Source organism: Lysinibacillus sp. FSL L8-0126 (genome assembly GCF_038630385.1).
Taxonomy (GTDB): domain Bacteria; phylum Bacillota; class Bacilli; order Bacillales_A; family Planococcaceae; genus Lysinibacillus; species Lysinibacillus fusiformis_D.
In genome coordinates this window covers 4,664,918-4,678,503 of sequence record NZ_CP152028.1, presented here as the reverse complement: position 1 = coordinate 4,678,503, position 13,586 = coordinate 4,664,918, and the positions used below count along the sequence as shown (strand labels likewise).

The window sequence follows — 13,586 nt, the reverse complement described above, 5'->3', positions numbered from 1 at the left end:
GAAAGGAGCCGGCATCATGATCATTTTATTATCTGCTGCCATTGCTCCCGGTCTAGCGCTTTTTAGTTATTTCTATTTGCGCAATCAGATGGCTACGGAGCCAAGAAGAACTTTACTACAAACGTTTTTATACGGTGCATTCTTAACGTTCCCAATCATGTTTTTACAGTATGTATTAACAGAGGAAGGGGTTTTTCGATATCTTTATCTTCAAGATGTTCTTTTTTCTAGTGTCATTGAAGAGTTTTTTAAATGGTTTGTGCTATTAATTGCAATCTATAATCATGTAGAATTTGATGACCCATACGATGGGATATTATATGGTGCCAGCATATCACTTGGTTTTGCTACGATTGAAAATGTTCTCTATTTACTGTCCTTTGGCTTGGACACGGCATTCATGCGAGCCTTATTACCAGTATCGAGCCATGCATTGTTTGGTGTCGTAATGGGCTATTATTATGGACGGGCTAAGTTTTCAAAGCTTGTTAAGACGAAAGAAATGATTGCTATGGCGCTCTGTGCACCAGTTGTACTTCACATTCTATACAATACAATATTATCATTCAAAGGTCACTGGGTTTATTTAATGATACCTTTTATGTTGTTTTTATGGTGGTTTGGCTTGCGCAAAGTAAAACTTGCTCATTACCATCTGGTACAACATCTCCATATGCAAAAGAAAATTTAAAGCGTAGAAATCGTCAACGATTTCTACGCTTTATTTCTGTTTTAGCATGTATAAATTACTCCTTTTGTTTCAAGCTATAAAAAAAAGGAGTGATAAAAGTGCGTTTAGTAAGCATACTTTTTGCTTTGATATTAGGAATTAGTATAATTGCGATTCCTCAAAATGATGCCAATGCATTTAGCGATCAGCAAATTACTCGTGGTGCCTATGGAGATGATGTTATTGAATTACAGGCTAGGCTACAATACTTAGGTTTTTATAAGAGTAAAATTGATGGCAAATTTGGCTATAACACATACTGGGCTTTGCGTAATTTCCAAGAGAATTATGGTTTACCAGTAGATGGGATTGCCGGCACTAAGACAAAAAAAGCATTAGCAGGCAATTCTGATTATGATGAAAAATGGGTTAAGGCACAATTAAATGCAGGAAATCAATTTACTTACTATGGCGGTAAGCCACTTGATCAACAAGTGAAAAAAGGCACTGGCGGTGGTAATAGCAGTGGAAGTAGCAATAAGAATGGTACACAGACACAGGTTCCACCAAAATATACGGAACGAGATTTACAATTAATAGCCAATGCCGTTTATGGAGAAGCTAGGGGAGAACCTTATGAGGGGCAAGTAGCAGTAGCGGCCGTTATTTTGAACCGCTTGGAAAGCCCAGATTTCCCGAATACTATTTCAGGTATTATCTTCCAACCGTTAGCGTTTACAGCAGTAGCAGATGGTCAAATTTGGCTAGAACCAAATGAACGTGCAAAAGAAGCTGTTATTGATGCTATGAACGGCTGGGACCCATCTGAAAATGCATTGTATTATTTCAATCCTAAAACAGCAACAAGTAAATGGATTTGGTCACGCCCACAAATTAAACAAATAGGAGAGCATATTTTCTGTTCATAGGAAGGAGGAACATAGATGAAAACTTGGCTCGTGGTCTTAACAATCGCTGTCATTGGATTAGGAGCATATAGTATTAATTTACATGGAGATAAAGAAGATTTACAACGTACCGTGCTCGCACAGTATACAGATAAGTTAACAGATGCTTCTGAAAAACTGTCCCATCTTCAGCGTTCAGTATCGCAATCCCTCTTGTTTCAAGACGAGCAGGCGATTCACAATGAGCTAGACTCAGTTTGGCGTTTAAGCTCAGAAGTTCGTTCTTCTATTGCAAATATTCCTATTGGACAAGAATTATCGAATCAATGGATGAATTACTTAGGACGACTTGGCGATGAAGCTAAAAGAACAGCAAAAACAGGTGATTATGATGCTTGGCGTGAAAAGATGCCACAGGTGTCAACCAATTTACAGTCTCTTTCTGATGAATGGACAGCTGCAACCGTTGATTTTTATAAGCATGATGGAAAAATGGATATTTGGCTACAGCAAGTAGATAATAAAAATCCAAATACACAATTTGATACTGTGAAAGATACGTTAAAAGGCTATGGTGAAAAGGATTTCCCATTAACTTTATCTGAATCTGATTGGCAGAAAAAAATTGAGTTAAAGGCATTGCAGGATGCTGTTATTACCGAAAAAGAAGCACTAGAGAAAGTGAAATATTTATTCCCAGTCATTAAAGATGCTACATTCACTGTCACAAAAAGTAGTGATACAGCACCATATCCTTTCTATCATATCCAATTCCACCAAGGGATACGTCTAGGGTATGTTGATTTAACAGAAAAGGGTGGCCATTTATTATCCTATTTAGTAGAACGACCTGTTGATGAAGCTAAGCTATCACAAGAAGAAGTTCTTAAAAAGGCACAAGATTATGTTAAGAAATTAGGCATGAAGGATGTAGCCTATGTGGAATCACGTGAAAACCACCAAGCATGGCATGTGACATTTGCCCGTGTAAATCCAGGCGATAATGCGTTAATTTATGCTGACGGTGTGCAATTAAAATTAGCGAAAGATACAGGTGAGCTATTAGGTGCTAATGCGATGGAATATATTCAAGAAGAGAATATCAAACCGCAAACCGCTAAGCCTATTGATTGGAAAACGTTCTTCCAGGACGATATTCAAGTACAAGAAGTAAAAAATATTTATACAGACAATGGACAATTTGAACAACGTCTTTGCTATGAGGTCATTGCATTACGTGACGGAAATACACAAGAAACATTCCGAATCGTTATTGATGCGGAAAATCACAACGTATTAAAAGTAGAATATCTCACTTAGTAATAAGAAAATACTACCAATTTTTATAGCCAAAATAAACATCTCATGAGATAATTAAACTATAATTTTCGTACGGGGAGATGCTCATGGAAATAAAAATTGGTACACAATTACAACTTGAACCTACTTATACCGAGCGTGTGGAGAAATTCCAATGTAAAGTGGTAGAGCAGCAAGACAATATTCTTTATATCGACTATCCAGTTAATACGGCAACGAAGAAAACGGCGTTTTTAATAGATGGCTCAGAATTTAGAGCGACTTTTCGAACCGAAGATAAACATTCCTTTGCTTTTAAAACAGAGGTCATTGGTCGTAAAGCAGGTAATATACCGATGATTATGTTGCATTGTCCAAAGCCGGAGGAATTTATAAAAATTCAACGACGAGAATATGTCCGAGTGGAAACACCAGTGGATGTAGCGGTCCAATTCAAGGATCACAAATATCAACTTGTGTCAGCAGATATTAGCGCAGGAGGCTTGGCAATCATCTTGAAGGGAACAGTAGCTTTCAAAGATGATGATGAGGTAAAATTAACGATCGCATTGCCGTTTACTAATGGAGAAGTCAAATACGTTATTACAGAAGCTACCGTCGTGCGCATTTTTGAAAAAGAGGGTAAACGCATTGCGACAATCCAGCTAACGGATACAGATGACGTCGACCAACAGCATATTGTGCGTTTTTGCTTTGAGCGTCAATTAGTCAATCGTCGTAAGGAATTGAATCCATTTAATGTTTAATGTTCATGATGAATATTTTTATTTAGCCCTCTCCTAGCAGAGGGCTTTTTTTAGGTTATATGGTACAATAAAAAGCGATAGAAAGTAGGGAAGAATATGAAAAAAAACATTCAAATTGCGATAGACGGACCGGCTGGTGCTGGTAAAAGTACAATCGCGAAAATTGTTGCAGAAGCACTTGGATTTACTTATATTGACACAGGTGCAATGTATCGAGCAGTTACGTATAAAGCGATGCAACAAAACATACATTTAAATGATGAAGCAAAATTAGCAGAGATGCTAGCGGCTAGCACAATCGAATTGAAACCATCCCAACAAGGACAGCTAGTCTTTTTAGATGGTCACGATGTGACAGCGGAAATACGCTCAAATGAAGTCACTTCATCCGTTTCTCAAGTTGCTGCCCATGCGAAAGTTCGTGAGCTATTGGTTGCGCAACAGCAAAAGCTGGCAGCTAATGGTGGAGTTGTCATGGATGGTCGTGATATTGCGACACATGTATTAAAACATGCAGAGCTCAAGATTTTTATGTCTGCAACAGTAGAAGAACGTGCTAGACGTCGATTGATTGATAATCAAAAAAGAGGAATTGACTCCTCTCTTGAAAAACTTCAAGAAGAAATTGCGCTCCGTGATAAAAAAGATAGTGAGCGTGAAGCATCGCCACTGATTCAAGCGGAAGATGCCCTATTTTTAGATACGACAGCATTATCCATTGATGATGCAGCACAAGCTATTTTAAAATTAGCAGAAGAAAAAATGCTATAAATCCTAAAATTTCAGACATTTTTAGAATTTAAAGGATTTATTTTTGTCTTTGTCTTCAATATCGAATAAAATAGTAAGGGAAGATGCGAAGGAGGGTTACATATGTCTGAAGAAATGAACTATGCAGAACAAACGTTTAACGAAGGTGATATCGTCAAAGGTATTGCAGCGCAAGTTGATGAAAAGGCAGTATCTGTGTCAATTCCAGGTGCACCGTTTGATGGAATTGTACCAATTAGTGAATTATCAAGCTTACACATTGAGAAAGCTTCTGATGTCATCTCTGTAGGGGATGAATTAGAGTTGATGATTACAAAGGTTGAAGAAGAGAACTTTGTCTTATCAAAACGTAAAGTTGATGCTTTAAAAGCATGGGATACACTTGAGCAGCAATTTGCCGCAGAGGAAATTTTCGAAGCGGAAGTAAAGGATATTGTTAAAGGTGGTCTTGTCGTAGATTTAGGTGTACGTGGCTTTGTACCAGCATCCCTTGTAGAAGACTACTTTGTTGATGATTTTGAAGGCTATAAAGGCAAAACATTAAGCTTCAAAATTGTTGAGCTGGATAAGGACAAAAATCGCCTTATCTTATCACACCGTGCAGTAGTAGAAGCGGAAAAAGCTTCTCAAAAGAAAAATGTCATCAATCAAATTAAAGCTGGCGAGGTATTAGATGGTAAAGTACAGCGTTTAGCATCATTTGGCGCATTTATCGACCTTGGCGGTATTGATGGCCTTGTACACATTTCACAAGTGTCACATGAGCATGTGAGTGATGTGAGCGAGGTTTTAGCTGAAGGACAAGACGTCAAAGTAAAAGTTCTGTCAGTGGACCCAGAAAATGAACGTATTTCATTATCCATCAAAGAAACGATGCCAGGACCTTGGTCAAGTATCGAAGAACGTGCAGCGAAAGGCACTATTTTAGATGGTCGAGTGAAGCGTCTTACTTCATTTGGTGCATTTGTGGAAGTATTCCCAGGTGTGGAAGGCTTAGTGCATATTTCACAAATCGCACATAAGCATATTAACACGCCACATGAAGCGTTAAAAGAGGGACAAGAAGTACAAGTAAAAGTGCTTGATGTCAATGCTGAAGAAGGCCGCTTAGCGCTAAGCATTAAAGAATTACTGGAAAATCCCGAAGCAGAAGAAGTGATCGACTATGAATTACCTGAAGAAAACACAGGTTTCTCATTTGGCGATGTGATTGGCGATCAACTAAAAAACTTTAAATAATAATGTATGGAGCGAGGATGCATAAAAGTATCCTCGCTTTTTTATGTTGACGATGCGGATAGAATCTTCAGGTTGCGGGATAGTATTTTGAAAGCGGTGGAAAGAATTCTTAGATTGAGGGATAGAATTGAAAAAGCGTTGGATAGAACCTTCAAATCGAAGGATAGAATCTTCAAATCGCAAGATAAAACTCAAAAATCAGAGGATAGAATCAAATAAAATTCATCAAACGTCTCGTTATTGCCATACATAGCGTTCTACATTATGGATATGATATGATATAATGGCATTTTTCGTGTATAATAGCGAAAGACAAGAAGTTGGAAGGATGAAGTACAGATGACGAAACCAGTAGTAGCCATCGTAGGTCGTCCGAACGTAGGTAAGTCGACGATTTTTAATCGTATCGTTGGAGAGCGTGTTTCGATTGTGGAGGATATCCCAGGCGTAACGCGTGATCGTATTTATAGTTCGGCAGAGTGGTTAACACACGATTTTAATATTATTGATACAGGTGGGATTGAAATTGGAGACGAGCCGTTTTTAGAGCAAATTCGTCAACAAGCTGAAATCGCCATTGATGAAGCGGACGTTATTATTTTTATGACTAATGGTCGTGAAGGGGTAACGGCAGCAGATGAGCAAGTTGCTAAAATTTTATACAAAACAAAAAAACCAGTCGTATTAGCAGTCAATAAAATTGATAATCCTGATATGCGTGAAATGATTTATGATTTTTATGCACTTGGCTTCGGAGAGCCTTGGCCGATTTCTGGTTCGCATGGCTTAGGTTTAGGGGATTTATTAGACGAATGTGCAAAGCATTTCCCGAAAGAAGATGAAGAACAATATGGAGATGATGTGATTAAATTCTCTTTAATTGGTCGTCCGAATGTTGGGAAATCTTCATTAGTAAATGCTTTCTTAGGGCAAGAACGCGTTATCGTTAGTAATATTGCGGGGACAACACGTGATGCTATTGATACGCCATATGAGTATGACGATCAGGAATATGTCATTATTGATACAGCCGGCATGCGTAAAAAAGGGAAAATCTATGAAACCACTGAGAAATACTCGGTTTTACGTGCGCTACGTGCCATTGAACGCTCAGACGTTGTTTTAGTGGTAATGAATGCAGAAGAGGGTATTCAGGAGCAGGATAAAAAAATTGCAGGCTATGCACATGAGGCTGGAAAAGCTGTTGTGATCGTAGTGAATAAATGGGATGCCATTGAAAAAGACGAAAAAACGATGAATGTCTTTACACAGCAAATTCGTGAGCATTTCCTATTTTTAGATTATGCCCCGATTATTTTTGTATCGGCTAATACAAAGCAGCGTGTGCATCAAATTTTACCGATTATTCAACGTGTAAGTGAAAATCATGCGATGCGTATTCAATCTTCTATCTTAAATGAAGTGATTGAGGATTCCGTGGCACGTAATCCCGCGCCGACGGATAAAGGTCGTCGTTTACGTATTTACTATGCTACTCAGGTTGCGATTAAGCCACCGACATTTGTTGTGTTCGTGAATGAGCCTGAGCTGATGCATTTCTCATACGAACGTTTCTTAGAAAATCGAATTCGTGAAACATTTGACTTTGAAGGAACGCCAATTCGTTTAATTACACGTGCTCGTGCTTAAGGTACTAGCTATACACATACAATACGCCAACCCGACATATTTGTTGGGTGGCGTCTTTTTACAAGAACAGAAATTATTATAGACAACCCAACAAAGGGAGGATTTTTTATGGAAAAAGTTTGTGTGTTAGGGGCAGGCTCATGGGGTACTGCACTGGCGATGGTACTAGCGGAAAATGGACATGATACGCTTGTATGGACACATAGAGCTAATCAGGCAGAAGAAATCAACCATCTGCATACGAATAAAAAATATTTACCAGAGACCGTTCTGCCTGCAAATTTACATGCGACGAGTGATATAGCAATGGCAGCTACGCATGCAGAGACTATTGTTGTGGCTGTTCCTACGAAAGCTATTCGAGAAGTTTGTGAGAAATTAACGGCTAAACTAGCTAGAAAAGTGTTATTTGTCCATGTTTCTAAAGGGATTGAGCCAGATTCATTAAAACGAATTTCTGAAATTTTAGCGGAAAGTTTGCCAGCTGAAAATGTGGAAGAAATTGTCGTTCTTTCCGGACCAAGTCATGCCGAGGAAGTTGTGCTGCACCACCCGACAACGGTTACTGCTGCTTGTGCTAACATAGACGCTGCTGAAAAAGTTCAGGATTTATTTATGAATCAATTTTTCCGTGTTTACACAAACGATGATGTGATCGGTGTAGAAATTGGTGGGGCACTGAAAAATGTCATTGCATTAGCTGCAGGTATTACAGATGGCTTGAATTATGGTGATAACGCGAAAGCAGCACTTATTACACGAGGACTTGCGGAGATTACACGTTTAGGTGTAAAAATGGGCGGTAATCCATTTACCTTCTCAGGGCTTACAGGCATGGGAGATTTAATTGTAACCTGTACAAGCGTTCACTCCCGAAACTGGCGAGCTGGGAATATGCTAGGGCAAGGGATGAAGCTACAAGAAGTGTTAGATCAAATGGGCATGGTTGTAGAAGGTGTACGTACCACAAAGGCAGCCTATCAATTAGCAGAAAAGTATGGTGTGGCTATGCCGATTTCCACAGAGCTTTATAGTGTTCTATTTAATGATGTTGAACCGAAAGTGGCGGTTGACGCATTAATGATGCGTATGAAAAAACGAGAAATAGATGATATGAAGCATTAATATTAATTTTTTGATTAAATCTGTCATAAAACGGACATAAATAAGGTGTCTCAACGAATCTGTTGAGACGCCTTATTGTGTGCTATTAGTTGAATAGTGCAAGCACTGTAAAAGAGTTGTCCATTTCTTGATAGTTATGGGACAACTATTTCTTTTTAGCGAAGGCACATAGTATAATATACTTTGATTGTTTCTTGACATTGAACGAAAGGTGGTTATTTGAAATGGGCCCGTTAGCTCATATGCCTGCACTGGATGTAATGTGGGTGTCGTTTTATTGTATAGGCTTTATGATAATATCAGTCGGCTTAATTTATTTAGCTCGGAATAAGATTTCAAATGTATTTTTACGAACAATCGTAAATTTATGTGCATACATACTGTTTGGACTTGGCACATTTTTAATGGTACTAATAGTTGCCACATGGCCAGCATAAAAAATTAATGAGGTGTTCAGTAACATGAAAAAACTAAGTGCTTTTCTGTTGGTATTTGCAACTGCCATACTGTTAGTAGGGTGTGCGTACCCAGAAGACGAAAAAAGGGCAAAGGTCACACCTGATGTCGACCAGTTAGCTGCAGTTCAACGTGCCGTGAATGAATACCGCGAAGCAACTGGTGGGCTAGTACCAATTAAAAATAGTGAACTTGATACAGACATTTATATCAAATACTTAATCGACTTTGAAAAGCTTATGCCGAAGTATTTGACGACAATTCCTGGTAATGCCTATGAAAAAGGCGGTATATATCAATATATTATTTGGGATCCTGAAGATCAAGCGACGGTCAAATTAGTAGATTTAAATGCGGCTGAGCGTATACGTGAAATAGGTATTCGTAAACTATCTACACAGTATTTGCCAATCAAAGGTTCAATGTCCGATAATGTTTATCAAATTAATTATAAAGATTTGGGCTATAAAACAGATGTGACAGTGAAAAGTCCTTATTCTGGCGTCGAATTACCGCTCTTTATGACAGGTGACGGTGAATTGCATGTGGATTATTCTGTGGATTTAGGACAACTTTTAAAAGAAGACAAGCCTGATGTCAAACCTGGTGATGATATTCGTCAGTTACTTGTCGACAAATATCCTGTAGTGCCTGCTTATTCTGTTCCCTATACAGTGGATGATAATGGTGAGCCAATTTATGATATGGAAACGTATAGTGTAGATGTCCAAAAGGCGAAAGAACGACAAAAACAAGAGGCAGAAGCCGCTGAGAAAAAAGAAGAATAAGAAACAAAGCTCCTTACATTTGTGAGGGGCTTTTTCATATTTGTCTACAAGCTTGCATATAGTGAAAAAGCGTAGATAAAGGAGGCAGAAACCTTGAGTGAAGCAGTATTTAGAGAAATTGCAGAGCGCACAAATGGCGATGTTTATATTGGTGTTGTCGGTCCAGTACGTGTAGGTAAATCAACATTTGTAAAAAAGGTAATGGAATCAGTCGTGTTACCAAATATTGTGGATGAAACAGAAAGAATGCGAGCACAAGATGAGTTGCCACAAAGTTCTCCGGGGCCTGTCATTATGACTGCTGAGCCGAAGTTTGTGCCTGCTCAAGCAACCCGTATTGTGGTCGGCGAAGATGAGATGCCATTCCAAATTCGTTTAGCAGATTGTGTTGGTTATATTATTGATGGGACAAAGGGCTATGAAGATGAAAACGGTCCTAAATATGTTCATACGCCTTGGCATACAGAGCCAATTCCATTTCAGGAAGCCGCTAAAATTGGCACAGATAAGGTGATTCGTGACCATGCGAATATCGGTATTGTTGTTACGACTGATGGTACCGTTAACGGAATCAGTCGCCGTGCCGCAGAGAAGGCAGAAGAGGAAATTGTTGAACAGTTAAAAGAAATCGGCAAGCCTTTTGTCATCCTTCTGAATTGCCAAATGCCAGCGAGAGAGGAAACGGTTCAGCTTCGCAATGAATTGTTTGAACGTTACAATGTGCCTGTTATTGCCATGGCGATTGACCAAATGAGGGAAACGGATATTCAATATATTTTACAAGAGGCGTTATTTGAGTTTCCTATCCGTACAATTGAGGTGGAAAAACCAGATTGGCTGGACGTTTTAGATGCTACACACCCATTAAATGTTGCCTTGATTGATTCCATGGAGGAAGTACTCTCTTCTGTAATGAAAATTCGGGATGTGCAACAGGCGTCAGATGCCTTTAAAGCCATTGATTTTATCGATCAAAGTGAAGTCGTTCATGTAGATGCTGGTGTGGGAACGGCGGTAATTCGTGTATCCCTACAGGGCGAATTGTACAAATCGGTTTGTAATGAATGGCTAGAAGAGCCGATTGAAACGAAAAAGGATTGGCTGCTCTTTATTAAAGAGGCGGCAGAGGCAAAAGAAGCCCAAAAACGCTTCAAAAGTGCGATTCATGATGCTGATACGTCAGGTTATGGTGTGACATTGCCGATGATGCAAGAATTTGAGCCAACAGCACCAGAGCTCATTAAGCAAAATAATTTCTTTGGTGTACGAATGAAAGCAAAGGCGCCATCTTACCATATTATCCGTGTAGATATGGAATCTGAGTTTGCACCGTTAATCGGTTCGGAATTCCATAGTCAGCAACTGCTAAAAGATTTAAATCATGCTTATTTACATGATCGTGATGCATTATGGAATACACAGCTTTTTGGAACGCCACTACACGAAGTATTAAAAGAAGGAATACGCTATAAAATGGATGCAGTTCCATCTACTGCTAAAAAACGTATGCGTCAAACGATTGAACGTATGGTCAACGAAGGTGATCGAGGTTTAGTGACATTTATTTTATAGTGATAAAAATCAAAAAAAAGTACGAAAAATAGGTGAAGGGCTTTTCGTTTTTATGCGAAAAGTCCTTTTATTTTTGTTTTTTGGGTGAAAAACTGATTTTTTGGTTATAATCATGTATGAATACAGTTGCGTAGCGGTTTTCTATGTGTTACTCTTTTTACAGAATTGGTTCATGACCCTTTGAGAGGAGGTGAATGGTGTGAATAAAACAGAATTAGTAAACTCTGTTGCTGAAGCTGCAGGTCTTTCTAAAAAAGACGCTTCTAAAGCAGTTGAAGCTGTATTTGATACAATTCAAGATGCTCTTGCAAAGGGTGACAAAGTACAATTAATTGGTTTTGGTAACTTTGAAGTACGTGAACGTGCGGCTCGTAAAGGTCGTAACCCACAAACTGGTAAAGAAATCGAAATCGCTGCTAGCAAGGTGCCTGCTTTCAAACCAGGTAAAGCGCTTAAAGACGCGGTAAAATAATACACGTCTAGTAGTTACATAGAGCAGTCTTCATGTTAACGAACATGAAGGCTGCTCTTTTTGTGTGCTTTGAAAACCCCCTGCTATGCAGGGGGTTCCGGAAAGCTTTTAGCTATGGACAATAAAAAAACTCCAAACGTACAATAAAGTCAGGTCTAGTCAACCGACTTCGTACGAAAGGAGCCACCATAAATGGATAATAAAAGTTTAGCACATACAACGTGGAATTGTAAGTATCATATCGTCTTTGCGCCAAAGTATAGAAGGCAGATTATTTATGGTCAAATTAAAGCAGATGTTGGAAGAATATTGCGCCAATTATGTGAAAGAAAAGATGTAGAAATCATAGAGGCAACAGCCTGTCCTGACCATATTCATATGTTGGTAAGTATTCCTCCGAAATTGAGTGTATCTGCGTTCATGGGTTATTTAAAAGGGAAGAGTAGTCTAATGATTTTCGACCGACATGCAAATTTAAAGTATAAATACGGTAATCGTCAATTCTGGTGTCGAGGATACTATGTGGACACAGTCGGCCGAAATAAGAAAAAGATACAAGAGTATATAAAAAATCAATTACAAGAAGATATCCTGCAAGATCAAATGACGATGAAAGAATTCATTGACCCATTCACAGGAGAAGAAATCAAGAGAAAGAAAAAATAAGTAAGCCGCTTTAGCGGTTTGTGTGAAAACGGAGTGCGGTTGGCAGACCATTCAGAATGTCTTTAGACATGGGCCAGTACCCCAGCGTTTCACGCGCAGAGCAAACCACCAGTTATACTGGTGGTTCTGATTAACGTTAAAATTCATTTTACATAACATTAATACGGGAATTTGCTGAGCTAGAAATGAATTTCTAATGAATCAGGTAAGTCATTTTGCGCTTCCCTTTTGGATGTGCTACGATGCATAGGGAAATGTGTAATGTTTTGATACGCAGGAGGGTTTTTCGGATGTCGAATATTGATTTATTAAAAATAGAAGAAGCAGTAAAAATGATTTTAGAGGCGGTAGGTGAAGACGTAAATCGCGAAGGTTTATTGGATACACCAAAACGTGTAGCAAAAATGTATGCTGAGATGTTTAGCGGCTTGCATGAGGATGCAAAAGATTATTTTAAAACGGTGTTTCATGAGGATCATGAAGAATTAGTGCTTGTCAAAGATATTCCTTTTTATTCGATGTGTGAGCATCATCTAGTACCTTTCTATGGCAAAGCACATGTCGCATACATACCAAATGACGGCGTTGTAGCTGGCCTTAGTAAACTTGGACGAGCAGTGGAAACGATTGCCCGCAGACCGCAATTGCAAGAGCGTATTACCTCTTCAGTAGCGGAAACAATTATGGAGATGCTTGCACCAAAAGGCGTTTATGTGGTCATTGAGGCTGAGCATATGTGCATGACAATGCGAGGACTAAAAAAACCGGGTTCCAAAACGGTAACATCTGTTGCTCGTGGTATTTACGAAGAAGATGAAGTGAAACGAAGAGAAGTACTGTCATTTATTCAAATGTCTTAAATTGCATGTCTAATTATGTTATGATGTACTAAGAATTTGTCGGATTTAAGGAGTGTACAAAGATGTCACAAGATTATATTGTTATTCAAGCAGAAGAAGATGGTGTCCATGTCATTGGTTTAACTCGTGGAACAGATACTAAATTCCATCATTCAGAAAAGCTAGATGCCGGCGAAGTAATGATTGCTCAATTTACAGAACACACATCTGCCATGAAAATACGTGGTAAAGCACAAATTCATACAGCACATGGTGTGATCAATAGCGAAGCAAAAAAATAATAAAGAGTTCTTTCGATAGGTTTTGCCCTGTTTTAAGTATGACAGGCACATAGAAAAACAAT

The 13,586-nt window shown here is 38.8% G+C and carries 15 protein-coding genes; all 15 read left to right on the top strand.

Annotated elements, in window-relative coordinates; all coding sequences use genetic code 11:
- The first annotated feature begins 16 nt into the window (after positions 1-16).
- The 15 genes from prsW to mtrB all read left to right on the top strand — a co-directional run bounded on the left by prsW (position 17) and on the right by mtrB (position 13,524).
- Positions 17-691 carry a glutamic-type intramembrane protease PrsW gene (gene prsW, locus MHI34_RS22760; RefSeq protein ID WP_036126792.1) on the top strand — a complete coding sequence of 225 codons (675 nt, stop codon included), beginning with the start codon at positions 17-19 and terminating at the stop codon, positions 689-691.
- 98 nt (positions 692-789) lie between these two features.
- Positions 790-1,599, top strand: a complete 810-nt coding sequence (gene sleB, locus MHI34_RS22755; protein ID WP_036126789.1) for a spore cortex-lytic enzyme — start codon at positions 790-792, stop codon at positions 1,597-1,599.
- Between the two features lie 15 nt (positions 1,600-1,614).
- Entirely contained in the window at positions 1,615-2,898 is a 1,284-nt protein-coding gene (locus tag MHI34_RS22750; RefSeq protein ID WP_036126787.1) for a PepSY1/2 domain-containing protein, read from the top strand.
- Between the two features lie 86 nt (positions 2,899-2,984).
- The gene (locus MHI34_RS22745; protein ID WP_058844239.1) at positions 2,985-3,644 is read left to right on the top strand and encodes a flagellar brake domain-containing protein; all 660 of its coding nucleotides are present in this window, start codon (positions 2,985-2,987) and stop codon (positions 3,642-3,644) included.
- A gap of 96 nt (positions 3,645-3,740) precedes the next feature.
- Positions 3,741-4,415, top strand: coding sequence for a (d)CMP kinase (gene cmk, locus MHI34_RS22740; RefSeq protein ID WP_036126782.1), 675 nt, complete (start codon positions 3,741-3,743; stop codon positions 4,413-4,415).
- A 102-nt stretch (positions 4,416-4,517) separates the two neighbouring features.
- A complete protein-coding gene (gene rpsA / locus MHI34_RS22735; protein ID WP_141904063.1) occupies positions 4,518-5,654 on the top strand; it encodes a 30S ribosomal protein S1 in 1,137 nt (378 codons plus the stop codon).
- A 339-nt stretch (positions 5,655-5,993) separates the two neighbouring features.
- Positions 5,994-7,304, top strand: a complete 1,311-nt coding sequence (gene der / locus MHI34_RS22730) for a ribosome biogenesis GTPase Der (RefSeq protein ID WP_036126778.1) — start codon at positions 5,994-5,996, stop codon at positions 7,302-7,304.
- A gap of 108 nt (positions 7,305-7,412) precedes the next feature.
- On the top strand, positions 7,413-8,429 hold the full coding sequence (locus MHI34_RS22725) for an NAD(P)H-dependent glycerol-3-phosphate dehydrogenase (protein ID WP_058844243.1): 1,017 nt from the start codon (positions 7,413-7,415) through the stop codon (positions 8,427-8,429).
- A 224-nt stretch (positions 8,430-8,653) separates the two neighbouring features.
- Complete coding sequence (locus MHI34_RS22720) at positions 8,654-8,866, top strand: DUF2768 domain-containing protein (RefSeq protein ID WP_008180416.1); 213 nt, start codon at positions 8,654-8,656, stop codon at positions 8,864-8,866.
- A gap of 24 nt (positions 8,867-8,890) precedes the next feature.
- Entirely contained in the window at positions 8,891-9,673 is a 783-nt protein-coding gene (locus MHI34_RS22715; RefSeq protein WP_058844244.1) for a hypothetical protein, read from the top strand.
- Positions 9,674-9,766: 93 nt separating this feature from the next.
- Positions 9,767-11,245: a stage IV sporulation protein A gene (spoIVA, locus tag MHI34_RS22710; RefSeq protein ID WP_036126772.1), complete on the top strand. Its 1,479-nt coding sequence runs from the start codon at positions 9,767-9,769 to the stop codon at positions 11,243-11,245.
- A 199-nt stretch (positions 11,246-11,444) separates the two neighbouring features.
- Positions 11,445-11,717 carry an HU family DNA-binding protein gene (locus tag MHI34_RS22705; protein WP_004232618.1) on the top strand — a complete coding sequence of 91 codons (273 nt, stop codon included), beginning with the start codon at positions 11,445-11,447 and terminating at the stop codon, positions 11,715-11,717.
- A 192-nt stretch (positions 11,718-11,909) separates the two neighbouring features.
- Positions 11,910-12,383: an IS200/IS605 family transposase gene (gene tnpA, locus MHI34_RS22700; protein WP_036129052.1), complete on the top strand. Its 474-nt coding sequence runs from the start codon at positions 11,910-11,912 to the stop codon at positions 12,381-12,383.
- 290 nt (positions 12,384-12,673) lie between these two features.
- A complete protein-coding gene (gene folE / locus MHI34_RS22695) occupies positions 12,674-13,243 on the top strand; it encodes a GTP cyclohydrolase I FolE (RefSeq protein WP_036126769.1) in 570 nt (189 codons plus the stop codon).
- 62 nt (positions 13,244-13,305) lie between these two features.
- The gene (mtrB, locus tag MHI34_RS22690) at positions 13,306-13,524 is read left to right on the top strand and encodes a trp RNA-binding attenuation protein MtrB (RefSeq protein ID WP_004232621.1); all 219 of its coding nucleotides are present in this window, start codon (positions 13,306-13,308) and stop codon (positions 13,522-13,524) included.
- Positions 13,525-13,586 lie beyond the last annotated feature (62 nt).